A 26,913-nucleotide genomic window follows, 5' to 3' on the forward strand; every position below is an offset into this window, starting at 1 on the left:
GGGCCCCCCCCGGCCACCCGGCGCCGCGCGGTGTGCGAATGCGATCAGGCCGAGACGACCGGCTTGTCGTTCAGGCGCTCGCCCGACTCGATGTCGAAGGCGTGCACGTGGCCGGCGGTCGCGGCGAGCGTGACCGTCTCGCCGGCGTTCGGGTGGTTGCGACCGTCGACGCGGGCGACCAGGTCGGCGCGCTTGCCGTTGATCTCGGTGTGGCCGTACAGGTAGCCGTCGGCGCCGAGTTCTTCGACGAGGTCGACGACGACCGAGAGGCCCTGGCCGTCGGCGGGGCCGACGACGATGTCCTCGGGGCGCACACCCACGGTGACCTGGCTGCCGTTGGCGCGGCCGACGGTGTCGCGGTCGAGCGGGACGACCTCGGAGCCGAACCGCACGCCACCCTCGGCGAGGTCCGCCGAGAAGAGGTTCATGGCGGGGGAGCCGATGAAGCCGGCGACGAACACGTTGTTCGGCTTCTCGTACAGGTCGCGCGGGGTGCCGACCTGCTGCAGCAGGCCGTCCTTGAGCACGGCGATGCGGTCACCCATGGTGAGCGCCTCGGTCTGGTCGTGCGTGACGTAGACCGTGGTGACGCCGAGGCGACGCTGGAGCGAGGCGATCTGCGTACGCGTCTGTACACGCAGCTTGGCGTCGAGGTTCGACAGCGGCTCGTCCATGAGGAACACCTGGGGCTGACGCACGATGGCGCGACCCATGGCGACGCGCTGACGCTGACCACCCGAGAGGGCCTTCGGCTTGCGGGTCAGGTACTCCTCGAGGTCGAGCAGCTTGGCGGCCTCGAGCACGCGGGCGGCACGCTCTTCCTTGCCGACGCCGGCGATCTTCAGGGCGAAGCCCATGTTCTCGGCGACGGTCATGTGCGGGTACAGCGCGTAGTTCTGGAAGACCATTGCGATGTCGCGGTCCTTCGGCGGCACGTCGGTCACGTCGCGGTCACCGATGAGGATGCGGCCCGAGTTGACCTCTTCGAGGCCGGCCAGCATGCGCAGCGACGTGGACTTGCCACAGCCGGACGGGCCCACCAGCACGAGGAATTCGCCGTCGGCGACCTCGAGGTTGAGCTTGTCGACGGCCGGACGCGTGCCCCCGGGGTACAAGCGAGTTGCATTGTCGAATGTGACAGTCGCCATGTTTTCTTCTCCTTCACCGGCAGGTACGTGCCGGACGATCCGTAGTGAAGTGATGCGGGGGCTTATTCCCGCGCGCCCACCTTCGGGCGCGCGTCCAGTATGTCATGTCTGGGCTTTTCCCAGACACCCTGACTAGCATCGATACCGCCGCGCACACCCGAGCGGCCCCTGCCGGACAGCCGGCCGCACGTCTCTCAGAAGGTTCCATGTCCAGCGACGATCCCTCGAACGCACCGGTCAAGCGCGACGCCCGCGAAGCGGTGCGCGAGAAGGCTCAACTCGTGCACGCCAAGCAGTCCCGTATGCGGATCATCCGCCGGTCGCTGCTGGGTGTGGCGGCACTGGCTGTCGTGGCTGTCATCGCCGGCTCGCTGGTGTGGGTCGTGTCCAGCAATGCATCCAAGCCCCAGCTGTCCCCGGCCAACGTGGTCGACAACGGCTTCGCCATCTCGTCGGTGACGGGAGCGACCGGCCAGGCCGACGCTGAGCGCGGCATGACCGAGGCGACGCCGGCTCCCGCCGAGGTCAGCCCCAACGTCACGCTCGCCGAACCCGCCCAGAGCGACGCCGCCGTGGACATCCGCGTGTACATCGACTACCTCTCCGAGGGTTCGCGCACGTTCCAGATGGCCAACATGAAGCAGCTCGCCTCGTGGGTCGACGACGGCTCGGCCTCGCTGACCTACTACCCGGTCGCCATGCTGAGCGCGAAGTCCAACGGCACCAAGTACTCCCTGCGCGCGGCCAGCGCTGCGGCCTGTGTGGCCACCCACTCGCAGGAGACCTTCTTCACCTACACGAACGAGCTGCTGACCAAGCAGCCCGACGTCGATGCCGACGGCATGTCCGACAAGGAACTGGCCGACCTCGCCCAGGCATCCGGGGTGATCGAGCCGAAGATCGTGCGCGAGTGCATCGAAGAGGCACGCTTCGCCGCGTGGGCACGCGAGGCGACCGACCGCGCACTGAAGGGCATCCCCGACACCGACGGTCTGGCACTCACCGGCACCCCGACCGTGCTGGTCAACGGCGAGCCGTACGTGGGCGCGCTCGACGACCCGGCGGAGTTCGCACAGTTCGTCATGACGCTGGCCAGCGACAAGTACTACGAGGAAACGAACCCCACCCCGACTCCCACGCCGACGCCGTAACCGGCGGGGTCAGGGCGCGGTGGAGTCTGCTCGCGTGGGGTCTGCCGGTCGCCGCGGGCCTGCCCGCGCGGCGCTCGTGCAGCCGACGCTCTAGACTCTGTGGGGGCTCCGTCGACGGCGGAGCCGAATCTGCGGGGTTCGTGCGGGGTCGGCTCGACCGAACGGCGTGAGCCTCGACAGAAGGCCCGGGATTCCGGGCTTGCCGGCTTGGCGCAATTGGTAGCGCACCGTACTTGTAATACGGGGGTTGCAGGTTCAAGTCCTGTAGCCGGCACCACAGAACTGTCGATGTCGACGAAGCTCGACATTGTGGAAGCGTGTCCTCGCCGATAGGTGTACTGGTGTGGCACCCCACGCGAAGGCGGTCGCGCGTAGCGTTGGCGTCATGGACAACAGGGCAGAGGTGCGAGAGTTCCTCACGTCCCGCCGCGCAAAGCTCACTCCGGACCAGGTGGGGCTACCGGGCGGGAGCAACCGTCGCGTGCCCGGACTGCGGCGCAGCGAGGTCGCGATGCTCGCCGGAGTGAGTATCGAGTACTACGCGAAACTCGAACGAGGCCAGGTCGCCGGCGCCTCCGAGTCGGTCCTTCACGCGATCGCGCAGGCACTGCGGCTGGATGACGCCGAACGCGCGCACCTGTTCGACCTGGCCCGCGCGGCGGGGCAGTCTCCCACCCGGGCGCGGCGGAGGCCCGGAGCTTCGGCAGCTGTCCGGTCGGAGATGCAACTGATGATGGATTGCATCACGGAGGGCGCCGCGATGGTGCGCAACGGCAGGATGGACATCCTCGCCGCCAACGCACTCGGCCGGGCCCTTCAGGCTCAGGTGTTCGAGGCTCCCGGAGAGGGGAACCTGGCACGGTACGCGTTCCTTGATCCCCGCGCTCGCGACTTCCACCCGAACTGGGAGAAAGCGGCAGACATCACCGTCGGCATCCTCCGCACCGAGGCCGGCCGTGATCCGTACGACCGCGGCGTCCAGGATGTGGTGGGCGAGCTGTGCACGCGCAGTGATGCGTTCCGCACCCGTTGGGGTGCGCACAATGTTCGCCAGCACGGCGCCGGCGTCAAGCGCTTCATCCATCCCGTGGTCGGCGAACTCGAACTCAGCTATGAGGACCTGCAGTTCGTCCAGCACCCCGGCCTCACCTTTCTCATCTACTTCGCGCAGCCCGGATCCGACAGCCACGAGCGATTGCAACTGCTCGCGAACTGGCAGGCAACAGAAGAGATCGAAGCTGCGCGAACCGCTCATGATGCCGCGTCCGCGGTGAAGGAGGACTGACATGCACACGCGCACACTCGGACAGGGGCTTCAGGTCTCGGCGATCGGCTTGGGGTGCATGGGCATGTCCCAGAGCTACGGCCCGAACCCGGGCACGCGGGACGAGATGATCCGGGTCCTCCGGTCGGCCGTCGACCTCGGCGTCGTCTTCTTCGACACCGCAGAGGTGTACGGGCCGTATGCCAACGAGGAGCTCGTCGGCGAGGCGCTCGAACCGGTGCGGGACCGCGTCGTGATCGCGACGAAGTTCGGCTGGGACATCCGCGACGGTGCGAGTGTCGGCCTCGACAGCAGGCCCGAGCAGATCCGTGCGGTGGCCGACGCGTCGCTGCGGCGACTGCGCACCGACGTGATCGACCTGTTCTATCAGCACCGTGTCGACCCCGACGTGCCGATCGAGGATGTCGCCGGCACGGTCGGTGAACTCGTCGCCGCCGGCAAGGTTCGCCATTTCGGTCTCTCCGAGCCCTCCGCGCACACCATCCGCCGCGCTCACGCGGTGTTCCCGGTGACGGCGGTGCAGAGCGAGTATTCGCTGTGGACCCGCGACCCCGAAGCCGAGGTGCTGCCCACCCTCGCCGAGCTTGGCATCGGGTTCGTCCCGTTCAGCCCGCTCGGCAAGGGATTCCTCACCGGCACCGTCGACACCTCGACCACGTTCACCGACGACGACATCCGTCGCCGGGTGCCGCGGTTCGAGGCCGACAACCTCGCGGCGAACACGGCCCTCGTCGACCACGTCCGCATGCTCGCCACCGGCAAAGGCGTCACCCCGGGCCAGATCGCCCTGGCGTGGCTGCTCGCCCAGCATCCGTGGATCGTCCCGATCCCGGGCACCCGGCGCACGTCGCGCATCCGGGAGAACGCCGACGCCACGACCGTGCCGCTGTCCGCCGACGAGCGCGCCGACCTCGACTCGCTCGCGCGGCGCGTCGGCGTCCGAGGCGACCGCTACAACGCGCAGCACATGGGCTACGTCAACCGCTGAGGCCGGATCGTCCCGCGCGTCAGCGGTGGTCGGGGAGGTCCTCCAGTGACGCGATGAGGCCCTCGACGCGCCGGCGGATGTCGTCGCGGATCGGGCGAACGGCCTCGATGCCCTGGCCGGCCGGGTCATCGAGCTTCCAGTCCTCGTAACGTGTGCCGGGGAAGATCGGGCAGGCGTCGCCGCAGCCCATCGTGATGACCACGTCCGAGTCGCGTACGGCCTCGGTGGTGAGCACCTTGGGCTGCTGCGCCGTGATGTCGATGCCGACTTCGTGCATGGCCGCCACGGCGACGGGGTTGATGCGGTCGGCGGGGATCGATCCGGCCGATCGCACCTCGATCGTGTCGCCGGCGATGTGGCGCAGGAATCCTGCGGCCATCTGGGATCGTCCGGCGTTGTGGATGCAGACGAACAGCACGGAGGGTGTGTTGGTGGTCATGGCAGTCTCTTTCAGCGGCTCGGGGTGAGGGTGGCAAGGAGTGCGTCGACGCGGGCGGTGATGTCGTCACGGATGACGGCGACACCCGCTTCGGATGCGAGGGCGGGGTCGGCGACGGCCCAGTCTTCATAGCGGACGCCGGGGATGATGGGGCAGACATCGCCGCAGCCCATCGTCACCACGACATCCGCTGCGCGCACAGCGTCGTCGGTGAGCGGCTTCGGGAACGCGGCGTCGGCGAGATCTCCGCCTCCGATCTGCGCGAGCAGCGAGCGCACGTTCGGGTGGACATCGGCGGCGGGCGTCGAGCCTGCGGAACGGGCGACGACAGCGCCGCCGGAACGCTGGGTGAGAAGGGCGGCGGCGAGCTGGGAGCGCCCGGCGTTCTGCACGCACACGAACAGCACGTGCGGGGCTCCGGCGGAGCGATCGCGCGACATGTCGGCCAGGCGCTGGCGGGAGAAGCGTTCGGTGATCGGGATGAGCATGTTCGTCACCCTGGCCGTGCGGGACAGGCTCGTGTACGACTCCCGCACGATCGTGGTGACCAGATGCCGATCCAATTGCGGATGCTCGTCCGCGAGCTCTTCAGCGAGACGGGTCACACGCCCATCCATGCCGCGCAGTCGCGCGCTCGACAACGCCTCATCGCGAGGCGTCGTGTCGTTGAATGCGGCGGGTGCGAGGGTGTCCAGCAGCGCGGTCACCGCACCGGAGCGCGCCGGGTCGACGCGATACCAGACCCACGTGCCGCGCCGTTCGGAGAGCAGCAGCCCGGTCTCTTTGAGCACCTTGAGGTGGTGGGAGATCGTGGGCTGGGACACGTCCGAGAGTGCGGCGAAGTCGCAGACGCACGACTCGCCACGCGGATCGGTCGCGATGGTCGAGAGTATGCGCAGCCGCAGCGGATCGGCCAGCGCCTTCAGTACGCCCGCGATGGTGGTCGCGGCATCGAGGCTGATGGCACGGGCGGGCGCCGGGGTGCAGGCATCCGCATCGACGACAGCACGCGCGGTGGTCATCTCGTGCTCGCTTCGATGCGGGGGGAGGCCGGGCGGTACGGATCCGTGTGGAACCACGCCTTCGCCGCCCAGAGCGAGACGTAGACGAGTCCCACCAGCACGGGCACCTCGATCAGCGGACCGACGACGCCCGCGAGAGCCTGCCCCGACGTGGCACCGAAGGTGCCGATCGCGACCGCGATGGCGAGCTCGAAGTTGTTGCCGGCGGCCGTGAACGCGAGCGTCGTCGAACGGGCGTATCCGAGGCCGAGGCCCTTGCCGAGCAGCAGCCCCGCGAACCACATGACCGCGAAGTACACCAGCAGGGGGAGCGCGATGCGGGCGACGTCGAGCGGGCGGGAGGTGACGGCCTCGCCCTGGAGCGCGAACAGCAGCACGATCGTGAACAACAGGCCGTAGAGCGCCCATGGCCCGACGGCGGGGAGGAAGGTGTCTTCGTACCAGGCCCGTCCCTTGCGTTTCTCGCCGATCCAGCGGGACGCGAAGCCAGCGACGAGGGGGATGCCGAGGAAGAAGAGCACGTTGAGCGCGATCTGCCCCACGGAGATGTCGAGCCCCTGGGCGTCCAGGCCCAGCCAGCCGGGCAGCACGGTGAGGTAGAACCAGCCGAGCAGCGAGAACGCGACGACCTGGAACACGGAGTTGATCGCCACCAGCACCGCGGTCGCCTCGCGGTCGCCGCACGCCAGGTCGCTCCAGATGACGACCATCGCGATGCACCGGGCAAGTCCCACGATGATCAGGCCCGTTCGGTACTCGGGCAGATCGGGCAGGAAGACCCAGGCGAGGGCGAACATGACCGCCGGCCCCACCAGCCAGTTCAGCACCAGCGAGGACACCAGCAGCTTCTTGTCTCCGGTCACGGCGGCGATCTTGTCGTAGCGCACCTTCGCGAGCACCGGGTACATCATCACGAGCAACCCGAGTCCGATGGGGATCGATACTCCACCGACCTCCAGTCGGGCGAGCACATCGGACAGCGCGGGGACGAATCGGCCCAGCAGCAGGCCCGTCACCATCGCGAGGCCGATCCACAGCGGCAGCCACTTGTCGAGGGTCGAAAGTCGCCGCGTCCCGGCATGGGGACTCGCGGTGGACGCGCTCTGTGTGGACATCCCGGATGACTCCCGTTTCGCCGATGTGGGCGAGGACCGTTCGATCAGCGCCTATATAGACACTATTCGATATAGACCGGGCATGCCAGGGACTCGTGCGCTCGCGGAGGCGGGTTCGCCCGTTCGCGCCGGCGAGCGACGCTCGGGATGCCCGAGACATTGAAGGCTGTCAATATCCGTGACATCGTGGGGGTATGGCGACGTCGACGGTGGAACAGATCGCGTGCTGCGCCCCGGGTGGCGGCCGGGTGCTGAGCGTCGCTCAGGCCGACGACCTGGGGCGGGTCCTCAAGGCGATCGCCGACCCGACCCGACTGAGACTGCTCTCGATGATCGCGGCTGCGGATGGAGGGGAACTCTGTGCGTGCGACATGCCCGAGCCCCTCGGGGTCAAGCAGCCCACGGTGTCGCATCACCTCAAGGTCATGACCGAGGCCGGCATCCTCAGCCGTGAGAAGCGTGGCGTGTGGGCGCACTATCGGGTCGTCCCCGACGTGGTGGCATCGCTGACTGCCGTGCTGATGTCGATCGCCGATCCCGAGGCGGCCATCGCCGACCACGCTGCTCGGCGAGTGAGCTGAACCTGCGGGCGGAGGGTGGCAGGACGGGTCACGACGTCGGCCACGCGCCGTGCCCGCCCGACGTCGCGGCATCCAGTGCGGCCTCCGCCGCGCGGCGGCCCTCGGCGATGAGGCGCGGCACCGACGCCATGATCCACTGCGCCATCCCCTCCATCTCGGGCTGAATCAGCACGACCGACCGGTCACGGGCGAGATCCGCCGTGCGACTGACGGTGCGCATCATGCGCACGTTCTCCCACCTGGCGTGCAGGCGCACCACGATCACGCGGGATGCGCCGAGGGCGCGTGCGGCACCGAACGGCACGTTGTCGACGATGCCGCCGTCGGCCAGCAGTGCGCCATCACGGCGCACCGGCGGGAGCAGTCCCGGTACCGCGATGGTCGCCCGCAGCGCCTCGCTCAGCGGACCCCGGTCGATCGTGACCGCCCGCCGGGTGCGCAGATCGGTGGCCACGGCGCCGAACCGGCGGGGGAGGTCCTCGATGAGGGGATCGCCACCGAGCGCGCGGGTGACGGCATCCGTCAGCACGCGCGTGTCCAGCAGCCCCCAGCGCGGGGCGAACGACCACCGCGCGATCGCCCGCCAGCGGAACCGCTGCGCGAGTTCGTCGATCGCCGCGGTCCCGAGGCCCGCGGCGTAGACCGACGCGACCAGGGCGCCCGAGCTGGTGCCGGTGGCGATGCCGGGACGGATGCCGCGCTCGGCGAGCACCTGCAGCACCCCGACGTGCGCCGCACCGAACGCGCCCCCGCCGCCGAGGGTGAGCCCCAGGGTCTGGTCATCGCCCGCGTCGCTCACATCGTCCTCCCACTGCCGGTGGCGCGCTGCCTGGGGCGAATGTAACACCGCCCTCTTCCGCCGGGTCGGCCACGGTGGCACGCTATGGATGCGGTCGCGCGGCGGGATTGGCATCCATCGACCTGCAGCGGTCGATGGGCCGCATGCGGGGATCCGGAGGGCGGGCGATGGGCGACGCGGGACACAGCGGCATGACGGCGGCCGTGCAGGTGCGCGGGCTGCACAAGAAGTACGGCGCGCACACCGCACTGCATGCCCTCGACCTCACCGTGCCGACGGGGTCGGTCTTCGGCCTGATCGGTCCGAACGGCGCCGGCAAGACCACGACGCTGCGGGTGCTGCTGGACATCATCCGGCCCACGTCGGGGGAGGTGTCGGTGCTCGGGGAGAACCCCCGCGCGGGCGGTGCGGCGCTGCGGCGGCACATCGGGTACATCCCGGGCGAGCTGCGACTGGCGAGTCGGCTGAGCGCGGGCGCGATGCTGCGCCACCTCGCCGAGATCAGCGGCCCAGTCGCGCCGGGCACGATCGAACGCCTCGCCGAACGGCTGGGGCTGGACCTCACCCGCCCGGTGCGGACGCTGTCGAAGGGGAACAAGCAGAAGGTGGGCGTGGTGCAGGCGTTCATGCACCGACCCGCCCTGCTCGTGCTCGACGAACCCACGAGCGGCCTCGACCCGCTGTGCAGCGCGAAGTGCTCGCGATGCTGCGCGAAGCGCGGGACGACGGCCAGACCGTGCTGCTCAGCTCCCACGTGCTCAGTGAGATCCAGCAGAGCGCCGACGACGTCGCGGTGCTGGCCGAGGGGCGCATCGTCGCGGAGGGATCTGTGGCGACCCTGCGCGTCGCCAGCGTGCGGCGCCTGCAGGCGACCCTCGACGGGAGCACCGTCGACGGGCTGCAGGCGGCACTCGAGCGGATGCCCGGCGTCACCGACCTCGACGTCACCGCCGCGGGCGAACTGACGCGGGTGTCGGCGACGGTGCGCGGCGACATCGACCCCGTGATCCGTGCCCTGTGCACCGCGACGATCCGGGAGCTGACGGTGGAGGAGCCCGACCTCGAGGAATCGGTGCTCGGGCTCTACACCGCCGCGGCGGCCCCGACCCGACGGAGCAGCTCGTGACCGCCGTGGCGCACCCTCCCGCCCGGCCGCGAGCGTTGCCGGTGCTGCGTCGCGCGCTGCTCGACGGGTGGCGAGGTCAGATCGGGTGGTCGATCGGCGTGGTGGCCGTCGTCGGCCTCTACCTGCCGCTGTTCCCCGCGATGCGCACGCCCGAGCTGGCCGGAGTGTTGAACTCCCTTCCCCCGGAACTCGTGCGCACCCTCGGCTACGAAGACATCGCCACCGGCGCCGGGTACACGCAGGCGACCTTCTTCGGGCTGATCGGGTTCGTGCTCATCACCATCGCGGGCATCGCCTGGGGCGCCGCCGCGATCGGAGGCGCGGAGGAGTCGGGTCGGCTCGAACTGACCCTCGCCCACGCGGTGGGGCGGGTGCAGTACGCCCTCGAGAGCGCCGCCGCCGTGCTGGTGAAGCTGCTGCTGCTGGGCGTCGTCGCGTGGGCGGCGATCGCCCTGCTCAACGGCCCGGCCGAGCTCGACCTGCAGCTGGGGAAGCTCGTCGCGGTCGTGTTCGCATGGGTCGGGGTGGGGCTCTTCTCCGCGACCGCGGCGCTCGCCGCGGGCGCCGTCACCGGGCGGAGAGCCTGGGGGCTGGGTGTGGGGGCGGGCGTCGCCGTGGCCGGCTACGTGCTGCAGGCGGTGGCCAACAACTCCGACGACCTCGACTGGCTGCGTGTCTTCTCGCCGTACGAGTGGGCGTTCGGACAGGCGCCGCTCGCGAACGGCGTCGACGGTCCCGGCCTCGCGCTGCTGTGGGGAGGCGGCGCCGTACTCATCGCGCTCGCGACCGCCGCGCTCGCGCGCCGCGACGTCACCGGGTGACTCCACGAAAGGACACACCATCATCCTCACCGAGACGTACACACTCGCCAACGGCGTGCAGATCCCCAAGCTGGGCCTGGGCACCTGGTTCATCGACGACGGCAAGGTCGGCCGCGCCGTCGGCGACGCCATCGAGATCGGCTACCGCAACATCGACACGGCGCAGGCCTACGGCAACGAACGCGGCGTCGGCGAGGGCGTCCGCGGCAGCGGCGTGCCGCGCGACGAACTCTTCGTCTCCACCAAGCTCGCCGCCGAGATCAAGGAGTACGACGCCGCGGTCACCGCGATCGACCGCTCGCTGGCCACGCTCGACGTCGGCTACATCGACCTGATGCTCATCCACAGCCCGCAGCCGTGGAACGACTTCCGCGGCGGCGACTACGGCGAGGGCAACCGCCAGGCCTGGCGGGCGCTCGAAGAGGCGCACACGGCGGGAAAGATCCGCGCGATCGGCGTCTCCAATTTCCAGCAGCACGACATCGAGAACATCCTCGACGTCGCCAGCGTCGCCCCGCAGGTGAACCAGATCCTCGTGCACATCGGCAACACCCCGTCCGACCTCATCGACTACTGCCGGAGCGCCGGCGTGCTCGTCGAGGCGTACTCGCCGATCGGGCACGGCGAGATCCTGCATCGCCCCGAACTCACGTCGGTCGCTGAGCGGTACGGCGTATCGGTGCCGCAGCTGTGCATCCGCTACACGCTGCAGCTGGGCACGGTGTCGCTGCCGAAGACCGCGAACCCCGACCATCTGCGTTCCAACGCCGACGTCGACTTCGTCATCTCCGATGAGGACATGGCGGCGCTGCAGGGCCTCGACCTGCGCGACTACGGCAAGTCGTCGAAGTTCCCCGTCTACAGCCGCACGTAGGCGCGCTACTCAGCTCCGCCGCAGCGCTGCCTGCAGCTGTGTGAGACCGTACTCGAACGCCGCGTCGACATCGCCGCCGAGGCGGAAGGCCCCGGCCAGCTCCATGCTGACGAACCCGGTGGCCCACGCGGTCACGAAGCGCGCGGCATCCAGCGCCCGTTGCTCGCCCACGGCCTCGCGCGCCGCCTGCAGCACCGGCGCGCTCGCGCGCTGCAGCGGAGCGAGGTCGGGGGAGGAGGCGTAGAGGTGGCGGAAGCCTTCGGGGTGCGTGTGCGCGAACGACCGGTAGGCGCGCGCGAGGCCGGCGAGAGTGTGATCGGATGCCGCGAGCGCGGTGCCGAGGTCGTCCACCGTGGCCTCGGCCACGAGCTGCAGCAGCGCGTCGCGGTCACGCACCCGCTTGTAGAGCGACGGTGCGCGCACCCCGACGCGCTCCGCGACGGCCTGCATGCTCACCTTCGTGGGCCCGCCCTCTTCGAGCAGGTCGCGCGCGGCGGCGACGATGGCGGGCAGGGTCGTGCGTTCCGGGGTGGGCATGCGGCGGCCTCCAGTGATGGCTATGGTGCTAAGCTTTGATGGCTACGGAGAATAGCTTACATCTCAACGAAGGAGTCCTCATGCGACTCGCACCGAACCTCCACCGCATCGGCAACGACATCGTCGCCGCGTACCTGATCGTGACGCCCGAGGGGATCACGGTGATCGACGCCGGCCTGCCCGGTCACTGGAGCGACTTGCGCGCCGAGCTGGCCGCTCTCGGCCGCCCACTGTCGGATATCAAGGGCGTGGTGCTCACTCACGGCGACAGCGACCACATCGGCTTCGCCGAGCGGCTGCGCCGCGACCACGGTGTGCCCGTCTTCGTGCACGCCGCCGACGCCGACCGCGCCCGCGGCGGAGACAAGCCCAAGACGGCGATGGGCCCCCTGCGGCTGCGGCCACTCGTCGGCTTCTTCGGCTACGCGCTGCGCAAGCGCGGCCTGCGCACGACGTACCTGAGCGAGGTCGTCGAGGTCACCGACGGCGATGTGCTCGACCTGCCGGGCGCCCCGCAGGTGATCGGCATGCCGGGGCATTCGCCGGGGAGCATCGCGGTGTACGTGCCGATGGCGCATGCCGTCGCCGTCGGCGACGCCCTCACCACCCGCCATGTGCTCACCGGGCGCACCGGGCTCGGACCGGCGCCGTTCACCGATGCGCCCGATACCGCGCTGCAGTCGCTCGAGCGGCTCTCCGACCTCGAGGCGACGTGGGTGCTGCCCGGGCACGGCGCGCCCTGGCGGGGTTCACCCGATGAGGTCGTCGCAACGGTGCGTGCTGCGGCGAGCTGACGAGCGGCCGCGCTACGTCGCCGCCGTGCCGGCGCGGTCGGCGTGGGCGATCATCGCGTCGAATGTGGCATGAAGCTCGGCGTTCACCCGCTGCTGGTCGGGGTGCGCGTCGTAGAACGCCACGATGCGCCGTGCGCCCTCGTCGAACGTGACGGTGGTGCGGAATTCGGGCACGAGCCGAGTGACCTTCGACACGTCGAAGACGACCGAGTGGGCCTTGTCGCCCCGCAGCGTCGGACCGAGATCGGGCGCCCAAGCGGCGATCGTGTCGCTGGCCACGTGCACGAAGCGCGGGTCGGTGACGCCGGCGGCATCCGCCAGCCAGCCGTAGATCTGGTTCCAGCTGGGCGCGTGGGTGCCGGTGATGGTGAACGCGTCGCCGACGGCGGCCGGGTTGCCGAGCAGGCCGGTGAACGCGACCGCGAAGTCGTCGGCGTGCGTGATGGTCCACAGACTCGTGCCGTCGCCGTGGATCACGACGGGTTTGCCCGCCCGGAGGCGTGCGATGTCGGTCCAGCCGCCGATCGTGGGGATCTTGGTCTCGTCGTACGTGTGGGAGGGGCGCACGATCGTCACCGGCAGCGACCGCGACCGGTGCGCGTCGACCAGCAGCTGTTCGCACGCGATCTTGTCGCGGGAGTACTTCCAGAACGGATTGCGCAGCGGCGTGGATTCGGTGACCGGCAGATAGCGCGGTGGCTTCTCATAGGCGGATGCCGAGCTGATGTAGATGTACTGGGCGATCCGGCCCTCCACTGCCGAGAGCACGGTGGCGACATGCTCCGGCACATAGGAGAGGAAGTCGGCGACCACGTCGAAGCGTTCGTCGCCGATCGCGGCCCGGATCGACTCGGCGTCGCGCACATCGCCCGTCACCCGCCGCACCTGCGCGGGCAGGTCGCGGTCGCGCGTGCCGCGGGTGAGCACGGTGACGTCGTGACCGGCGGCGACCGCGGCGCGCACGCACGCGGTGCTGATCGTGCCGGTGCCGCCGAGGAAGAGCAGGCGCAGGGAGGTCATAGCCCGACCCTAACGAGCGCGGCCGCGGTGCGCACGATGTGCCAGTGGCGCGTTCGCCCCGGCGCCTCGCGCGCGGCCGCGGTGCGCACGATGTGCCAGTGGCGCGTTCGCCCCGGCGCCTCGCGCGCTGGACCTACTGATCGCGACGCGCCGGCGCGGCGTGCAGCATTCCCGGCGCGGCCTAGACTTGCACGAGTGCCCACCGAGACCCGTCGCCTGCCCGTCTGGGTGGCGCTGGGTGGCGCAGCACTCATCGGCGTGATGACCGCGGTGCAGGCCCGCATCAACGGCCAGCTCGGTGTGAGCCTCGACGACGGCTTCGTCGCGGCGTTGATCTCGTTCGGGTCGGGCCTGGTGATCCTCGCGGTGATCTCTCTCGCACTGCCCAGCGGCCGTCGCGGGTTCCGTCGGCTGGTGTCCGGCGTGCGCGACCGACGCATCCCGTTGTGGATGCTGGGCGGCGGAGTCGCGGGAGCCCTCACGGTCGCCACCCAGGGCCTCGCGGTCGGGCTGATCGGCGTGGCCCTTTTCACCGTCGGAGTCGTCGCCGGACAGACCGTCTGCGGTCTCGTGCTCGACCGGCTCGGCCACGGCCCGTCGGGCGTCGTCGCGGTCACCACCGGCCGGGTGATCGGTGGTCTCCTCGCCCTGGTCGCCGCGGGCATCGCCCTCACCGGTGGCGCCATCGATGCCCCGGTGTGGATGCTGGTGCTGCCGTTCGTGGCGGGCGTGGGCATCGCGTGGCAGCAGGCCACCAACGGCCGGCTCCGGCAGCGGGTGGGGACGCCCCTGACCGCCACGCTCGTCAACTTCATCGGCGGATCGCTGTGCCTCGTCATTGCCGCCGGCGTGCACGTCGCGCTCGTCGGTGCGCCCGCCGCCCTTCCCACGGAGCCCTGGCTGTACGTCGGCGGGGCGATGGGAGTGTTCTACATCTTCCTGTCGGCGGCGCTCGTCGTGCACACCGGCGTGCTGCTGCTCGGGCTCGCCTCGGTGGCCGGTCAGCTGGCGGCATCCGTCGTGCTCGACATCATCTGGCCCGCCCCGGCGGGACCCGGCGTCGGGACCGCGCTCGCGATGGTGGCCGTCGCGCTGGCGTCGGTCGTGGTCGCCGCCGTGCCGTGGCGCCGTCGACGAGCACGCTGACCGGCGGGGGCGTTACCTCTTGGGCTGCGGCATGCGGCTGACGAACGCCGCGGCGTCGACGACCTTGTCGCGCGACACCCGCGCGCGCTCGGGCTTGCCGCCGATGTAGAGCCAGCCCAGCAGCTCCTCGTTCTTGCGCAGTCCATGGGCCTTCGCGACGGCCTTCGCGCGGGTGTAGTGGCCGGTGCGCCAGATGACGCCCCAGCCCGCCTCATCCAGCAGCAGGCTGAGGGCGTGGGCCACACCGGATGCCACCGCCTCCTGCTCCCAGCGCGGCACCTTGTCGCTCTTCCGGTAGCTGGCCACGACCGCCACCAGCAGCGGCGCGCGCAGCGGCTTGGTCGAGACGCCCTTCTCGCCGGATGCCTTGTTGATCGCCCGGCCGAGCGTCGCGCGGTCGTCTCCGCGCAGCTCGATGAGGCGCCAGGGCTTCAGCTCGGAGTGGTCGGCGACGCGCCCGGCGGCGCCGACCAGCTCGAGCAGTTCCTCGGGGGAGGGCGCTTCGTCGGTCACCTTCGACAGCGACCGACGGCGCCGCATCGCCTCGAGTGCGCTCACCCGGCATCCTCGGGGGTGAACTGCAGGGCGAGGGAATTCATGCAGTACCGGTCACCGGTGGGGGTGCCGAACCCGTCGGGGAAGACGTGCCCCAGGTGCGAGCCGCAGTCGGCGCACCGCACCTCGGTGCGCACCATGCCGTGGCTGGTGTCGTCGATCAGCTCGACCGCTTCGGGGCGCACCGACTCGTAGAAGCTCGGCCACCCGCAGTGCGAGTCGAACTTGGTTCCGCTCTGGAACAGCTCCGCGCCGCACGCGGCACAGGCGTAGAGGCCGGCGCGGCTCTCATCCAGCAGCTCGCCGGTCCACGGCCGCTCGGTCGCCGCCTCACGCAGCACCGCGTACTGCTCGGGTGCGAGCTCCTCGCGCCACTGCTCGTCGTTCTTGCTCACTGCGTAGGTCATATCTGACTCCTTCTGCTCCTATTCAACCCGACGCACCGACGCTGTGTTCCGATCGGGCACAATCGGTGGGTGAGTTCAGAGCCGCATGCCGCGACCGCTGTGCGCGAGCGGTTCGACCGCTTCGCCCGCGACGAGGCGCCCGGTCGATCGGAGCTGTACCGCGTGTGGGCCGCGGGGATCGCCGCCGACCCCGAGGTGCAGGCGGTGCTCGCCGGCATCCCGGCCGCGCATCGCCAGCCCCCGCTCGTCTTCGCCGTCACGCGGCTGCTCGGCGCGCCCGAGAGCGACTACGCCCAGTGGGCGGCGTGGCTGCACGCGCACGCCGACGCCGTCGTCGCCGAGTGCGGCCGGCGCAGCGTGCAGACCAACGAGGCGCTGCGGTGTGCCGCGCTGCTGCCGGCACTCGCGCTCATCGACGGCCCCATCGCGCTGCTCGAGGTCGGTGCCAGCGCCGGACTGTGCCTGTACCCCGACCGCTACGGCTACCGCTATCGCCGCCCCGACGGCGAGGTGCTGGCGCTCGAGCCGCCCGACGGGCCTTCGCCGGTGACCCTGCACTGCGAGGTGCGCGGCGAACGGATGCCGACGCTGGCGCTGCCCGACGTGGTCTGGCGTGCCGGCATCGACCTCGACCCCCTCGACCCGACCGATCCGCAGACGCGCGCGTGGCTGACGGGCCTCGTGTGGCCGGGGGAGGAGGGACGTGCCGACCGCGTGCGCGCCGCCCTCGACATCGCGGCCGCCGACCCGCCGCTGCTGGTGGCCGGCGACGCCGTCGACGCCATCGCGCGGGTCTCCGCGCTCGCGCCGCCCGATGCGACACTCGTCGTCACGACCCCGGGCGTGCTCGCCTATCTACCGTGGGCGCGCCGCCACGAGGCCATCGCCGCCGCCCGCGCCGCCGGGCGCTGGGTGACCATCGACGACCCTCGGCTGCACGAGGGGTGGGCGCACGCGGTCGATCCGGATGCCTGGCCGGGCGGTTTCGCCGTCGCGCTGGACGGCGACATCGTGGCGGCCGCCGACCCGCTCGGCGCGTGGCTGGAGTGGCGCGCCGCCGACGCCGCCTGCGCGCGTTAGCGTGGAAGGGTGCCCCTGACCCCTCGCGATCGCGCGATCCTCGACTTCGAGTCGGGGTGGCCGCGCCACGGTCCGGTGAAGGAGGAGGCGATCCATGCCCACCTCGGCCTGTCGCCGGCGCGGTACTACCAGCTGCTCGGCCGGCTCATCGACACCCCTGAGGCGCTGGAGTACGACCCGATGATGATCTCCCGGCTGCGGCGCATCCGCGATGCGCGCGAACAAGCGCGGCGCGCCCGCGTTTCGATGCGCCCGCACGTGGCCAGGTAACATTCCAAAGTGCCGAAAACGACCTACCCGAAGGATCGCTTCGACCAGATTCCGCCCACGAGCGGCCGCGTCGGCGCACATCGGGCCGAGAACCCCCACATGCGTGGCTGGGTCGTGCTGCTGTGGGCGGCCGTCGCGACGGTCGTGCTCGTGGCCGTCGGCATCTTCGGCACCCTCGTCGTCACCGGCCGTGTGACGCTGTTCCCCACCCCCGAGCCGACGGTGGCCGCGCCCGCCGTGGTGACGCCCGTGCTCGACACCACGTACGAGGTGCTCGTGCTCAACGCGACCCCCGAGTCGGGTCTGGCCAGCCGCACCCGCGACGACATCGTCGCCGCCGGCTGGTCGGCCGATCTGGTGCTGGCCGGCGACGCCGGGTCGGATGACTTCGCGACCACGACGGTGTACTACCCGATGGCCGCCGACGAGGCCGCCGCGCTCGCGCTGGCTGACGTGATCGGTGGAGCGGAGGTCGGCCTGAGCGAGGTCTACCAGCCGCTGGATGACCCCGAGGCCCGTCAGCTCACCGTCGTGCTGGGGCTGGATCGCACGGCGGGCGGCGCCGAGACTCCGGCATCCTGAGCCTTCCGGTGCTGCTGACGCGGCGCCTTGTTACGTGCGTGTGAAGACTTCGATGCACGCCCGTCAACAGTTGCCCGATCGATGACCACGCCCCTGAAGCGCTGGTTACGCTGACCACGTCACACGGCAACAGGAGATCGACATGGCACAGGGCACCGTCAAATGGTTCAACGCGGAAAAGGGCTACGGCTTCATCACCGGCGCCGACGGGGAGGACGTCTTCGTCCATTACTCCAGCGTCGAGATGGACGGCTTCCGCGTCCTCGAAGAAGGACAGGCCGTGGAGTTCACGGTCGGCTCGGGTCAGAAGGGCCCGCAGGCCGAGACCGTGCGCGTGGTCTGAGCCGTCCCGCGGGGGACGTGTGAACGTGTGTGTCGACGCGCCCGGCGTGGCTTGCACTCGCCTGGGGTGAGTGCCAGAATGGCTTAGCACTCACTCCTGTCGAGTGCTAAAGACATTCCTACGTCCGGGAGGGACGCACACACATGGCAAAGATCATCGCTTTCGACGAAGAGGCCCGTCGTGGTCTCGAGCGCGGCCTGAACATTCTGGCCGACGCCGTCAAGGTGACGCTCGGCCCGCGCGGTCGCAACGTCGTGCTTGAGAAGAAGTGGGGCGCTCCCACGATCACCAACGACGGCGTCTCGATCGCCAAGGAGATCGAACTCGACGACCCGTACGAGAAGATCGGCGCCGAGCTCGTCAAGGAGGTCGCCAAGAAGACCGACGACGTCGCGGGCGACGGCACCACCACCGCCACCGTGCTCGCCCAGGCGCTCGTGCGCGAGGGCCTGCGCAACGTCGCCGCCGGCGCCGACCCGATCTCGCTCAAGCGCGGCATCGAGAAGGCCGTCGCGGCCATCACCGCCGAGCTGCTCGACTCCGCCAAGGAGGTCGAGTCGAAGGAGCAGATCGCTGCCACCGCGTCGATCTCGGCTGCTGACGCTTCGATCGGTGAGCTCATCGCCGAGGCGATCGACAAGGTCGGCAAGGAAGGCGTCGTCACCGTCGAGGAGTCGAACACCTTCGGCACCGAGCTGGAGCTCACCGAGGGCATGCGGTTCGACAAGGGTTACATCAACCCCTACTTCGTCACCGACCCCGAGCGCCAGGAAGCGGTCTTCGAAGACCCCTACATCCTCATCGCGAACCAGAAGATCTCGAACATCAAGGACCTTCTGCCGATCGTCGACAAGGTGATCCAGGAGGGCAAGGAGCTCCTCATCATCGCCGAGGACGTCGAGGGCGAAGCTCTCGCGACCCTGGTGCTGAACAAGATCCGTGGCATCTTCAAGTCGGCTGCCGTCAAGGCTCCCGGCTTCGGCGACCGTCGCAAGGCGCAGCTGCAGGACATCGCGATCCTCACCGGTGGTCAGGTCATCACCGAAGAGGTCGGCCTCAAGCTCGAGAACGCCACGGTCGACCTGCTCGGCCGTGCCCGCAAGGTCATCATCACCAAGGACGAGACCACCATCGTCGAAGGTGCCGGCGACTCGGCTCAGATCGAGGGTCGCGTGACCCAGATCCGCCGCGAGATCGACAACACCGACAGCGACTACGACCGCGAGAAGCTCCAGGAGCGTCTCGCCAAGCTCGCCGGCGGCGTTGCCGTCATCAAGGCGGGTGCGGCCACCGAGGTCGAGCTGAAGGAGCGCAAGCACCGCATCGAGGACGCCGTTCGCAACGCGAAGGCTGCCGTCGAAGAGGGTGTCGTCGCCGGTGGCGGTGTCGCCCTGATCCAGGCCGGCAAGAAGGCGCTCGACGCCCTCGAGCTGACCGGTGACGAGGCGACCGGTGCCAACATCGTGCGCGTCGCGATCCAGGCCCCGCTCAAGCAGATCGCCCTCAACGCGGGCCTCGAGCCCGGCGTCGTCGCCAACAAGGTCGCCGAGCTTCCCCTCGGCCACGGCCTGAACGCTGCCAGCGGCGAGTACGGTGACCTGTTCGCACAGGGCATCATCGACCCGGCCAAGGTGACCCGCTCGGCGCTGCAGAACGCAGCCTCGATCGCCGGTCTGTTCCTCACGACCGAGGTCGTCGTCGCCGACAAGCCCGAGAAGGCCGCGGCTCCGGCCGGCGACCCGACGGGTGGCATGGACTTCTGATCTGATCAGAACCTGAGCGAAGGGCCCCTCCACGCGGAGGGGCCCTTCGTCTGTTCCGGGTGGGGGTCACCGGAACAGACCCGCCGTCGCGGCTTCGGTCTGCGCATACTGCTGACCGGCGGTCGCGAGGGCTGTGCTGATGTCGGCGAGCGTCGCCTCGACCTCGCGTTGCGTGGCGCGCCAGCGGTCGATCACGTTCTGGAAGCCCAGCGCCGCCCCACCGGTCCACGACGACTGCAGTGTCGTGAGCTGGGCGAGCATCGCGGCGGTCTCACCCGCGAGCCGGTCGGCGGTGCTGCGTACGGCGGCGGTGGCGGTGAGGACGGCGTCGCTGTCGACGGAGAAGACGGCCATGGGGTTGCTCCCTTCCGAGCGGATGCCGCCGACGTTACGGCGCCCCAGCGACGCCCGGATGCCGCGAACACCCCAGATGGGGATGGATCGGCATCCCCAGGTGCGGGGGAGGAAGCGTCAGGCCTCGGGAGCGGTCGGGCGACGCAGTGGCTGCGTCTCGACGTCGAGGTGCTCCGCAGCGTCACGGGTCTGGGCGAGGGGGAAGGCCACGCGGAACGTCGCGCCCCCGCCCGGGGTGTCGCCGACGGCGATCGACCCGTGCAGCGCCTCGACGATGGCCGCGACGATCGACAGACCCAGGCCCGAGCCGCCCGTCTCACGGGTGCGGGACGTATCGGCGCGCCAGAAGCGCTGGAAGATCTTGTCGCGGATCTGCGGTGCCACGCCCTCGCCGTGATCGCTGACCGCGATCCACCCCATGCCGGCTTCGCGGTCGACCCCGACCGTCAGTTCGATGGGGGAGTCCTGGGGGCTGTAGCGGCGCGCGTTGCCGAGCAGGTTGGTCACGACCTGGCGGATGCGGTTCTCGTCGCCCAGCACCACGGGGGTGAGGGCGGCGGGCGGCACCGCTGTCGTGCGCTCGGGCCCGGTGGGGGCGGGGGCGAGCGCCTCGCCGTCCGTCGGCGGCTGCTTCGAGCGGCGGCGCAGCAGCGACAGAGTCGCACCCGCCAGGCCGCTCGGGGTGCCGGTGGCGCCGCGCTTGCGCTGCGGGTGGGTCTGGTCCTGCTCGTCGTCGTCGGCCTCGGACGCCGCAGGGGCGACTCCGCCGAGGGCGGTGGTGTCGAGCACGGTGACGGTGCGCAGCGGTGCGGCGGCCCGGGCATCGAGGGCGGCGTCGCGGGCGATGGGGCGCAGATCCACGGGCGCGAACACCAGGTCGCGGCGCTCGTCGAGCCGGGCGAGGGCCAGCAGGTCCTCCACCAGCACACCCATGCGGATCGCTTCCTTCTCGATGCGGTCCATCGACTGCGTCACCTGGTCCTCGCCCGAGATGGCGCCCATGCGGTACAACTCGGCGTAGCCGCGGACCGTCACGAGGGGCGTCCGCAGCTCATGACTGGCATCCCCGATGAATCGCCGCATCTGGCGCACCGTGGCATCCCGCTCGGACAGCGCCGCGTCGATGCGGCCGAGCATGGTGTTGATCGCCGCCTTCAGGCGCCCCACCTCGGTCGTGGTCGGTTCGATGTCGGTCATGCGCAGGCTGAAGTCGCCCGCCGCGATGGCGTCGGCGGTGGCCTCGACCTGCCCGAGGCTGCGGAAGGTGAGGGTGACGATCCAGCGCACGAGGAAGGCGCTCGCGATGACCGTGATGAGGGCGAGGAAGCTGTAGATGCCGAGGAACGACGCGAGGAACCGCTCGTTCGGCGCCGTCGGCAGCGTCACGAGCTGCGTGTAGAAGACACCGTTGGGGGTGTCTTCGATGCCGACCGCGGCGCGGTAGCCGGCGCCGCCCTCGGAGCTGCGCAGATCGAACACCGTGTTCGGCCCGAAGATCGTGGCCTGCTGCAGTGTGAAGGTCGCCGGGAACTCGGGCTCGGGCGCGCCGTTGCCGCCGCCGCTGGTGAGGAACGTCCCGTCAGGACCGTAGACGGCCACGAAGTAGCTCGTCGCGTCGGACTTCACCTCCAAGTCCTCGCCGTCCTCGGTGACCACTCCGGTGAAGACGCTGCTGACGGCATCCGTCACGGCCAGCTGCTGCACCTGCGCATCGAGGTTCGTGGCCATCGTGTTGCGGAGGAACGCCAGGGTGCCCACGCCCGCCGAGACGAGCCCGATGGCCAGCACCGCGACGGTGACGCCGGTGACCTTCGCGCGCAGGCTGACGCCGCGCCACCATCGGGTCAGCGCGTCGTTCCTGCCTGCGTGGGCGGCTAGTGCCACGAGGTCACGCCGTCTTGCCTGCCTTCAGCATGTAGCCGAAACCGCGTTTGGTCTGGATGAGGGGCTCCGAGGAGTGCGGGTCGATCTTGCGGCGCAGGTACGAGATGTAGCTCTCGACGATGCCGGCGTCGCCGTTGAAGTCGTACTCCCACACGTGGTCGAGGATCTGCGCCTTGCTGAGCACCCGGTTGGGGTTGAGCATGAGGTAGCGCAGCAGCTTGAACTCGGTGGGGCTGAGATCGATCGACACGTCGCCGACGAGCACGTCGTGGGTGTCCTGGTCCATCGTCAGCTCGCCGGCGCGGATGATCGACTCCTCGTCGGCCTGCATCGTGCGGCGCAGGATCGCCTGGATGCGGGCGACGATCTCGTCGAGGCTGAACGGCTTGGTGACGTAGTCGTCGCCGCCGGCGTTGAGGCCGGTGATCTTGTCCTCGGTCTCGTCCTTCGCGGTGAGGAACAGGATCGGCGCGGTGTACCCGGCGCCGCGGAGGCGCTTGGTGACGCTGAAGCCGTTCATGTCGGGGAGCATGACGTCGAGGACGATGAGGTCTGGTTCCTCTTCGAGGACGGCCGAGATCGTCTGGGCGCCGTTCGAGACGGCGCGCACCTGGAAGCCGGCGAAACGCAGGCTCGTGATGAGCAGGTCGCGGATGTTCGGCTCGTCGTCGACGACAAGAATGCGCGGAGCGGTCATGCCCTCATTATGGCCACCGAACCCATGCGCTGTCTGGATGCCCGCCGGAGCGGCTCCGATCGGGCGCCGGCCGCCGAGCGCCGCGTGCTGTCGGAATTCAGGCTGTGCGGGCGTGGGCGCGGTTTTCTGCGGGGGTGCGGGCCTGCCCGCCTGAATCCCGACGGGGTGGGCGGCGGCACCGGTGCCGGTGTCGGTGCCGGTGATGGGGCGTGCGGCCGTTGCGGCTGGCGCAGCGGGTGCCGCGGCCTCCGGTGGGAACTGTGGCCGATCGGGCAGTCCGCTGTCGGAATTCAGGCTCAGCGGGCGTGGCCGCGGGCATGGCGCCGCGGAACGGGTCGACAGCCTGAATTCCGACAGGGCGAGCGGCGGGGTCGCGGGGACGCGGGGTCAGGCGGCGGCGACCTGGTCGGCGTCGAGGATCGTGTACGAGTAGCCCTGCTCGGCGAGGAACCGCTGCCGGTTCTGGGCGAAGTCCTGGTCGACGGTGTCGCGCGCGATGAGGGTGTAGAAGCTCGCCGTGTGCCCGTTGGTCTTGGGGCGCAGCAGGCGTCCGAGGCGCTGCGCCTCCTCCTGGCGGGAGCCGAACGACCCCGACACCTGAATGGCGACGGATGCCTCGGGCAGGTCGATCGAGAAGTTCGCGACCTTCGACACCACCAGCACCGGCACCTCGCCGACCCGGAACTGCTGGTACAGCGTCTCGCGCTCGTCCACCGGCACGGCTCCGGTGATCTTGGGCGCGCCGAGCGCCTCGGCGAGCTCGTCGATCTGGTCGAGGTACTGCCCGATCACCAGGATCTGCTCGCCCTTGTGACGGGCCACGAGGTCGCGCACCACGTCGATCTTCACCGGCGCGGTGGCGGCGAGGCGGTAGCGGTCCTCATCGGCGGATGCGGCGTACTCCAGTCGCTCGTCGACGGGGAGGTCCACGCGCACTTCGTAGCAGACGGCGGGGGAGATGAACCCCTGGGCCTCGATCTCCTTCCACGGCGCATCGAACCGCTTCGGTCCGATGAGGCTGAACACGTCGCCCTCGCGGCCGTCCTCGCGCACGAGGGTGGCGGTGAGGCCCAGGCGGCGGCGCGCCTGCAGGTCGGCGGTGAGCTTGAACACCGGAGCGGGGAGCAGATGCACCTCGTCGTAGACGATGAGTCCCCAATCCAGCGCGTCCAGCAGCGACAGGTGGGCGTACTGGCCACCGCGCTTGGCGGTGAGGATCTGGTAGGTCGCGATCGTGACCGGCTTGATCTCCTTGACCTGCCCGGAGTATTCGCCGATCTCCTCGGCGGTCAGGCTGGTGCGCTTGAGCAGCTCATCGCGCCACTGCCGGGCGCTGACGGTGTTGGTCACGAGGATGAGGGTCGTCGTCTTCGTCGCGGCCATGGCCCCGGCGCCCACGAGCGTCTTGCCGGCGCCACAGGGCAGCACGACCACGCCCGAACCGCCGTCGGAGAAGATGTCCACCGCGGTGCGCTGGTACGGCCGCAATGACCATCCGTCTTCGGCCAGTTCGATCGGGTGCGGCGTGCCGGGGGTGTAGCCTGCGTGGTCCTCGGCGGGCCAGCCGATCTTCAGCAGTTCCTGCTTGATCTGCCCGCGCGCCCACGCGTCGACGACGAAGGTGTCGGGGGTGGGGCGGCCGATGAGAAGCGGGCTGATGCGCTTGTTGCGCGAGACCTCGGCGAGCACCGCGTTGTCGGTCGAGCGCAGCACCAGCACACCCTCGCCGAAGCCCTCGACGTCGGCGCGTTCGATGACCAGGCGCCCGTAGCGGTTGACCGTCTCGCGCAGGTCCATCGACACCGATGCCGGCACCGGGAACCGCGACCAGCGGTCGAGGGTCGCGAGCATGTCGTCGGCGTCGTGGCCGGCCGCCCTCGCATTCCACAGGCCCAGCCGGGTGATGCGGTACGTGTGGATGTGCTCGGGTGCGCGCTCGAGCTCGGCGAAGATCGCGAGCTCGTGGCGCGCGGTTTCGGCGTCCGGGTGGGCTACTTCGAGCAGCACCGTCCGGTCGCTCTGCACGATGAGGGGGCCGTCAGCCATAGCGGACAAGTCTAGTCCGCCGGGGGAGGTCGGCGGCCGTCAGGCCACCGGATGCACGGCTTCGATGCTCGTGACCGGCAGCGTGCGCTCGACGTCGGCGGCGCGGTCGCGCCCGCGCAGGCGCCCGCCGCCCATGCCACTGGCCTCGAGCGTGAAGTCGCGGGTCGAACCGTCGGGCAGGCGCACCGTGACGACGATGACGGCCTTGGCGCGCACCGCCTGCTCCAGTTCGCGGCCGAGCCACGCGGCATCCGAGTCGGATCCCTGCGCGGTACGCAGCCGGGTGAGCAGCGGCGCGTAGCGGTTCTCAGGCTCGGGCGCCGGTTCGGATGCCAGGCGGTGGCGCATCACGGTGCGGCTGTGGCCCGCGGCATCCTGCATGCCGACGGGGTAGCGGGCGTCGGCGAGCATCCAGAAGACGGTGTCGGCGCTCGAGCGCGAGGCGAGGCCCTGCGCGTCGCGCACGAATCCGAGGGGGCGCAGCGCCTGGTCGACGGCGAGGGTGTCGATGACGGCGGGGTCGTCGCTGCGCACGAGGGTGTGGGTGGATGCCGGATCGTCGATGACCCGGATCAGCCCGTGCCGCGCGGCGGTGCGTTCGATCTCGTACGCGAGCGGCTGGGGGAGCCCGGTGAGTGAGAGGGAGGTGAGGAACTCGCGCAGCGTCTCGGCGGTCTCGCCGCCGGTGATGGCCGCGCCGATCGACTCCGATGTGAAGCGGTAGCTCGACGCCTGCGCCCGCGATTCCCGCACGGCCATGGTGCGCAGCCGCATGTCGAGGTTCGGCGCGAGGGGGCCGGGGGCGATGGCGGTGAGGTCGTTCTGCAGGAAGACGCGGTCGACTTCCGAGGGCAGCAGCGCCCGCATCTCGGAGAGGTCGATGTCGCCGCCGGCGGCGAGTGCGCGCGTCCACGGCGCGCTCGAGCCGTCGGAACCGATGAGCGCCCAGCGGTGCATGAGTGCGCGCCAGCGCTCGGCGTGGGGCGGCCATGACGGGTCGAACGGGTACGCGCTCGCCCACTCGGCGGGGTCGATCCAGCCGCCGTCGGCGGAGCGCAGCGCCGCCGGCAGGGCGTCGCGCAGGCGCCGGGCGACCTCGCCCCAGCGGTCGACGGTGCCCGCCTGCAACCAGGCGAGCCCGGCCCGGGTGACGAGCCATTCCTTGTCGGTGGGGGCGGTGAGCCCGGCGGCCTCCGACAGCGCGACGAGCTGGTCGGCCGTGGCCGGGTCATCGACGATGCCCGCTTCCATCAGTCGTCGCCGCTCGGTGGCGCCGAGTGCGCCCGACCCGATGCGGGTGAGCGGCGAGGCCAGCGCGAGCTGCAGGATGTCGGCGAGGGTCGCGGCGGCGGTGAAGGCGCGTTCGGCGGCTGCGGCATCCGATTCCGGCTCACCGGCGGATGCCGTGGCAGGCGGAGCCGCAGGAGGGAGCGCTGCGACGGTGTCGGCGACGGTGCGGTACACGGTGCCGTCGGGGGCGACGAGCGCGCGGGCGGTCAGCGCTGCGCGCGCGGGCTCGGGTACCTCGCCGTCGCCGGCGGCGAGGAGCGCGTCGGCGAGCGGTCGCGGCAGCACGGCCAGGGCGCGGGTGAGTGCGGGGGTGTCCTGCAGGGCCTCGGCGGCGTCGAAGAAGTCGTGCCACGACACGGTGGGGGAGATGCCGCGTTCGGCGAGCAGGGCCGCGAGCGCGGCGTCGTCCTGCGTCGCGAGCCAGGTCGCGAGTGCGCGGGAATCTGCCGGATGAGGCACGTCAGCTCGCCTTGTTGGCGCGTGCCCTTCGCACGAAGCTCATGATCACGAGGGTGATCAGCAGGATGAAGGCGAGGGGCGGAGCGAACCAGACGATCGCGCCCACCGTCGGCCAGATCCCCTCTTGCATGTCGCCGCCGGTCGCGGAGCCGATCATGATCGCCACGAAGCTCACGATCGACAGCAGCAGCAGACCGAACGACATGAACGCGAGGATGCGGTCGATGCGGCGGATCGGCAGGTCCTCGCCGGGGGTGCGTGTGCTCATCATCGCCAGCCTACTGGGTGGCCGGTGCCGTAGGCTGTTGAGGGGTCCGATCGGCCCACTTCTGGCGTC

Annotated in this window: 29 protein-coding genes, 1 tRNA gene and 1 pseudogene; 16 read left to right on the forward strand and 15 right to left on the reverse strand. The window is 70.4% G+C overall.

All coding sequences use genetic code 11. The annotated features are described in order from the left end of the window. Positions 1-44: 44 nt before the first annotated feature. Positions 45-1,148: an ABC transporter ATP-binding protein gene (locus H9651_RS01720; protein WP_191717365.1), complete on the reverse strand. Its 1,104-nt coding sequence runs from the start codon at positions 1,146-1,148 to the stop codon at positions 45-47. Positions 1,149-1,354: 206 nt separating this feature from the next. Here H9651_RS01720 and H9651_RS01725 point away from each other — a divergent pair, with 206 nt between their 5' ends. From H9651_RS01725 to H9651_RS01740, 4 genes are all read left to right on the forward strand, one after another. After that, positions 1,355-2,299: a DsbA family protein gene (locus tag H9651_RS01725; RefSeq protein ID WP_191717366.1), complete on the forward strand. Its 945-nt coding sequence runs from the start codon at positions 1,355-1,357 to the stop codon at positions 2,297-2,299. Between the two features lie 201 nt (positions 2,300-2,500). Further along, positions 2,501-2,576 (forward strand) — tRNA-Thr (locus tag H9651_RS01730). Between the two features lie 108 nt (positions 2,577-2,684). Further along, positions 2,685-3,584, forward strand: coding sequence for a helix-turn-helix transcriptional regulator (locus H9651_RS01735; RefSeq protein WP_191717367.1), 900 nt, complete (start codon positions 2,685-2,687; stop codon positions 3,582-3,584). 1 nt (position 3,585) lies between these two features. Then, on the forward strand, positions 3,586-4,572 hold the full coding sequence (locus tag H9651_RS01740) for an aldo/keto reductase (protein WP_191717368.1): 987 nt from the start codon (positions 3,586-3,588) through the stop codon (positions 4,570-4,572). A gap of 19 nt (positions 4,573-4,591) precedes the next feature. On the opposite strand, the gene H9651_RS01745 is transcribed toward H9651_RS01740, so the two are convergent. Genes H9651_RS01745 through arsB form a run of 3 tightly spaced genes read right to left on the reverse strand, consistent with a single transcriptional unit; the run spans position 4,592 to position 7,148 of the window. Beyond that, positions 4,592-5,011, reverse strand: a complete 420-nt coding sequence (locus H9651_RS01745; RefSeq protein WP_191717369.1) for an arsenate reductase ArsC — start codon at positions 5,009-5,011, stop codon at positions 4,592-4,594. A gap of 11 nt (positions 5,012-5,022) precedes the next feature. Then, positions 5,023-6,033 (reverse strand): metalloregulator ArsR/SmtB family transcription factor, encoded by a 1,011-nt coding sequence (locus tag H9651_RS01750; protein WP_191717370.1) that lies wholly within the window; start codon positions 6,031-6,033, stop codon positions 5,023-5,025. Further along, the gene (gene arsB / locus H9651_RS01755; RefSeq protein ID WP_191717371.1) at positions 6,030-7,148 is read right to left on the reverse strand and encodes an ACR3 family arsenite efflux transporter; all 1,119 of its coding nucleotides are present in this window, start codon (positions 7,146-7,148) and stop codon (positions 6,030-6,032) included. The genes H9651_RS01750 and arsB overlap by 4 nt, the downstream gene beginning before the upstream one ends. Positions 7,149-7,342: 194 nt before the next feature. Here arsB and H9651_RS01760 point away from each other — a divergent pair, with 194 nt between their 5' ends. Further along, positions 7,343-7,729 (forward strand): ArsR/SmtB family transcription factor, encoded by a 387-nt coding sequence (locus H9651_RS01760; protein ID WP_191717372.1) that lies wholly within the window; start codon positions 7,343-7,345, stop codon positions 7,727-7,729. Positions 7,730-7,757: 28 nt separating this feature from the next. On the opposite strand, the gene H9651_RS01765 is transcribed toward H9651_RS01760, so the two are convergent. Beyond that, positions 7,758-8,528, reverse strand: coding sequence for a patatin-like phospholipase family protein (locus H9651_RS01765; RefSeq protein WP_191717373.1), 771 nt, complete (start codon positions 8,526-8,528; stop codon positions 7,758-7,760). A 191-nt stretch (positions 8,529-8,719) separates the two neighbouring features. On the opposite strand from H9651_RS01765, the pseudogene H9651_RS14950 reads away from it, so the two are divergent. The 4 genes and pseudogenes from H9651_RS14950 to H9651_RS01780 all read left to right on the forward strand — a co-directional run. Next, positions 8,720-9,136: pseudogene (locus H9651_RS14950) on the forward strand (ATP-binding cassette domain-containing protein); the annotation flags it as partial. Between the two features lie 74 nt (positions 9,137-9,210). After that, on the forward strand, positions 9,211-9,654 hold the full coding sequence (locus H9651_RS14955; RefSeq protein ID WP_318244729.1) for a hypothetical protein: 444 nt from the start codon (positions 9,211-9,213) through the stop codon (positions 9,652-9,654). Beyond that, positions 9,651-10,475, forward strand: a complete 825-nt coding sequence (locus H9651_RS01775; protein WP_318244715.1) for an ABC transporter permease subunit — start codon at positions 9,651-9,653, stop codon at positions 10,473-10,475. The genes H9651_RS14955 and H9651_RS01775 overlap by 4 nt, the downstream gene beginning before the upstream one ends. Before the next feature lie 55 nt (positions 10,476-10,530). Beyond that, complete coding sequence (locus tag H9651_RS01780; RefSeq protein ID WP_318244716.1) at positions 10,531-11,349, forward strand: aldo/keto reductase; 819 nt, start codon at positions 10,531-10,533, stop codon at positions 11,347-11,349. A 9-nt stretch (positions 11,350-11,358) separates the two neighbouring features. Here H9651_RS01780 and H9651_RS01785 read toward each other — a convergent pair whose 3' ends face one another. Continuing rightward, positions 11,359-11,886, reverse strand: coding sequence for a TetR/AcrR family transcriptional regulator (locus H9651_RS01785; protein ID WP_191717374.1), 528 nt, complete (start codon positions 11,884-11,886; stop codon positions 11,359-11,361). An 80-nt stretch (positions 11,887-11,966) separates the two neighbouring features. Here H9651_RS01785 and H9651_RS01790 point away from each other — a divergent pair, with 80 nt between their 5' ends. Next, positions 11,967-12,680 (forward strand): MBL fold metallo-hydrolase, encoded by a 714-nt coding sequence (locus H9651_RS01790; protein WP_191717375.1) that lies wholly within the window; start codon positions 11,967-11,969, stop codon positions 12,678-12,680. 12 nt (positions 12,681-12,692) lie between these two features. On the opposite strand, the gene H9651_RS01795 is transcribed toward H9651_RS01790, so the two are convergent. Then, complete coding sequence (locus H9651_RS01795) at positions 12,693-13,700, reverse strand: SDR family oxidoreductase (protein ID WP_191717376.1); 1,008 nt, start codon at positions 13,698-13,700, stop codon at positions 12,693-12,695. Between the two features lie 195 nt (positions 13,701-13,895). Between H9651_RS01795 and H9651_RS01800 the strand changes: the two genes are divergently transcribed. Beyond that, on the forward strand, positions 13,896-14,846 hold the full coding sequence (locus H9651_RS01800) for a DMT family transporter (RefSeq protein ID WP_318244717.1): 951 nt from the start codon (positions 13,896-13,898) through the stop codon (positions 14,844-14,846). A gap of 12 nt (positions 14,847-14,858) precedes the next feature. Here the strand turns inward: H9651_RS01800 and H9651_RS01805 are convergent, their stop codons facing one another. Further along, positions 14,859-15,386 carry a nitroreductase family protein gene (locus tag H9651_RS01805; RefSeq protein WP_191717543.1) on the reverse strand — a complete coding sequence of 176 codons (528 nt, stop codon included), beginning with the start codon at positions 15,384-15,386 and terminating at the stop codon, positions 14,859-14,861. A 14-nt stretch (positions 15,387-15,400) separates the two neighbouring features. After that, positions 15,401-15,808: a peptide-methionine (R)-S-oxide reductase MsrB gene (gene msrB, locus H9651_RS01810; RefSeq protein ID WP_191717378.1), complete on the reverse strand. Its 408-nt coding sequence runs from the start codon at positions 15,806-15,808 to the stop codon at positions 15,401-15,403. Between the two features lie 69 nt (positions 15,809-15,877). Here msrB and H9651_RS01815 point away from each other — a divergent pair, with 69 nt between their 5' ends. The 5 genes from H9651_RS01815 (at position 15,878) to groL (ending at position 19,846) form a co-directional block, all read left to right on the forward strand. Then, positions 15,878-16,888 carry a DUF2332 family protein gene (locus tag H9651_RS01815; RefSeq protein ID WP_191717379.1) on the forward strand — a complete coding sequence of 337 codons (1,011 nt, stop codon included), beginning with the start codon at positions 15,878-15,880 and terminating at the stop codon, positions 16,886-16,888. Positions 16,889-16,897: 9 nt separating this feature from the next. Next, positions 16,898-17,158 carry a DUF3263 domain-containing protein gene (locus tag H9651_RS01820; RefSeq protein WP_191717380.1) on the forward strand — a complete coding sequence of 87 codons (261 nt, stop codon included), beginning with the start codon at positions 16,898-16,900 and terminating at the stop codon, positions 17,156-17,158. Between the two features lie 9 nt (positions 17,159-17,167). Continuing rightward, on the forward strand, positions 17,168-17,740 hold the full coding sequence (locus H9651_RS01825; protein WP_318244718.1) for a LytR C-terminal domain-containing protein: 573 nt from the start codon (positions 17,168-17,170) through the stop codon (positions 17,738-17,740). Between the two features lie 142 nt (positions 17,741-17,882). After that, on the forward strand, positions 17,883-18,083 hold the full coding sequence (locus H9651_RS01830; protein WP_191717381.1) for a cold-shock protein: 201 nt from the start codon (positions 17,883-17,885) through the stop codon (positions 18,081-18,083). A gap of 143 nt (positions 18,084-18,226) precedes the next feature. Next, the gene (gene groL, locus H9651_RS01835; protein WP_191717382.1) at positions 18,227-19,846 is read left to right on the forward strand and encodes a chaperonin GroEL; all 1,620 of its coding nucleotides are present in this window, start codon (positions 18,227-18,229) and stop codon (positions 19,844-19,846) included. Positions 19,847-19,912: 66 nt separating this feature from the next. Here the strand turns inward: groL and H9651_RS01840 are convergent, their stop codons facing one another. The 6 genes from H9651_RS01840 to H9651_RS01865 all read right to left on the reverse strand — a co-directional run bounded on the left by H9651_RS01840 (position 19,913) and on the right by H9651_RS01865 (position 26,844). Further along, a complete protein-coding gene (locus H9651_RS01840; protein ID WP_191717383.1) occupies positions 19,913-20,200 on the reverse strand; it encodes a WXG100 family type VII secretion target in 288 nt (95 codons plus the stop codon). Positions 20,201-20,317: 117 nt separating this feature from the next. Then, on the reverse strand, positions 20,318-21,928 hold the full coding sequence (locus H9651_RS01845) for a sensor histidine kinase (RefSeq protein WP_191717545.1): 1,611 nt from the start codon (positions 21,926-21,928) through the stop codon (positions 20,318-20,320). Positions 21,929-22,088: 160 nt separating this feature from the next. After that, positions 22,089-22,781, reverse strand: a complete 693-nt coding sequence (locus H9651_RS01850; protein WP_191717384.1) for a response regulator transcription factor — start codon at positions 22,779-22,781, stop codon at positions 22,089-22,091. 387 nt (positions 22,782-23,168) lie between these two features. Then, the gene (locus H9651_RS01855; RefSeq protein WP_191717385.1) at positions 23,169-24,827 is read right to left on the reverse strand and encodes a DNA repair helicase XPB; all 1,659 of its coding nucleotides are present in this window, start codon (positions 24,825-24,827) and stop codon (positions 23,169-23,171) included. A 39-nt stretch (positions 24,828-24,866) separates the two neighbouring features. Continuing rightward, positions 24,867-26,576, reverse strand: coding sequence for a helicase-associated domain-containing protein (locus H9651_RS14960; protein ID WP_191717386.1), 1,710 nt, complete (start codon positions 26,574-26,576; stop codon positions 24,867-24,869). A 1-nt stretch (position 26,577) separates the two neighbouring features. Further along, on the reverse strand, positions 26,578-26,844 hold the full coding sequence (locus H9651_RS01865) for a multidrug ABC transporter ATPase (RefSeq protein ID WP_191717387.1): 267 nt from the start codon (positions 26,842-26,844) through the stop codon (positions 26,578-26,580). Positions 26,845-26,913 lie beyond the last annotated feature (69 nt).

Origin of the sequence: Microbacterium pullorum, assembly GCF_014836535.1 — a bacterium.
GTDB classification, from domain to species: domain Bacteria; phylum Actinomycetota; class Actinomycetes; order Actinomycetales; family Microbacteriaceae; genus Microbacterium; species Microbacterium pullorum.

Coding starts and splice junctions, on each gene's coding strand:
- H9651_RS01795 (WP_191717376.1), bottom strand. CDS start 13,700: ATGACCTCCCTGCGCCTGCTCTTCCTCGGCGGCACCGGCACGATCAGC.
- H9651_RS01790 (WP_191717375.1), top strand. CDS start 11,967: ATGCGACTCGCACCGAACCTCCACCGCATCGGCAACGACATCGTCGCC.
- H9651_RS01785 (WP_191717374.1), bottom strand. CDS start 11,886: ATGCCCACCCCGGAACGCACGACCCTGCCCGCCATCGTCGCCGCCGCG.
- H9651_RS01725 (WP_191717366.1), top strand. CDS start 1,355: ATGTCCAGCGACGATCCCTCGAACGCACCGGTCAAGCGCGACGCCCGC.
- arsB (WP_191717371.1), bottom strand. CDS start 7,148: ATGTCCACACAGAGCGCGTCCACCGCGAGTCCCCATGCCGGGACGCGG.
- H9651_RS01865 (WP_191717387.1), bottom strand. CDS start 26,844: ATGAGCACACGCACCCCCGGCGAGGACCTGCCGATCCGCCGCATCGAC.
- H9651_RS01720 (WP_191717365.1), bottom strand. CDS start 1,148: ATGGCGACTGTCACATTCGACAATGCAACTCGCTTGTACCCCGGGGGC.
- H9651_RS01740 (WP_191717368.1), top strand. CDS start 3,586: ATGCACACGCGCACACTCGGACAGGGGCTTCAGGTCTCGGCGATCGGC.
- msrB (WP_191717378.1), bottom strand. CDS start 15,808: ATGACCTACGCAGTGAGCAAGAACGACGAGCAGTGGCGCGAGGAGCTC.
- groL (WP_191717382.1), top strand. CDS start 18,227: ATGGCAAAGATCATCGCTTTCGACGAAGAGGCCCGTCGTGGTCTCGAG.
- H9651_RS01805 (WP_191717543.1), bottom strand. CDS start 15,386: ATGCGGCGCCGTCGGTCGCTGTCGAAGGTGACCGACGAAGCGCCCTCC.
- H9651_RS01745 (WP_191717369.1), bottom strand. CDS start 5,011: ATGACCACCAACACACCCTCCGTGCTGTTCGTCTGCATCCACAACGCC.
- H9651_RS01750 (WP_191717370.1), bottom strand. CDS start 6,033: ATGACCACCGCGCGTGCTGTCGTCGATGCGGATGCCTGCACCCCGGCG.
- H9651_RS01735 (WP_191717367.1), top strand. CDS start 2,685: ATGGACAACAGGGCAGAGGTGCGAGAGTTCCTCACGTCCCGCCGCGCA.
- H9651_RS01760 (WP_191717372.1), top strand. CDS start 7,343: ATGGCGACGTCGACGGTGGAACAGATCGCGTGCTGCGCCCCGGGTGGC.
- H9651_RS01830 (WP_191717381.1), top strand. CDS start 17,883: ATGGCACAGGGCACCGTCAAATGGTTCAACGCGGAAAAGGGCTACGGC.
- H9651_RS01845 (WP_191717545.1), bottom strand. CDS start 21,928: ATGGCCACGAACCTCGATGCGCAGGTGCAGCAGCTGGCCGTGACGGAT.
- H9651_RS01840 (WP_191717383.1), bottom strand. CDS start 20,200: ATGGCCGTCTTCTCCGTCGACAGCGACGCCGTCCTCACCGCCACCGCC.
- H9651_RS01855 (WP_191717385.1), bottom strand. CDS start 24,827: ATGGCTGACGGCCCCCTCATCGTGCAGAGCGACCGGACGGTGCTGCTC.
- H9651_RS01850 (WP_191717384.1), bottom strand. CDS start 22,781: ATGACCGCTCCGCGCATTCTTGTCGTCGACGACGAGCCGAACATCCGC.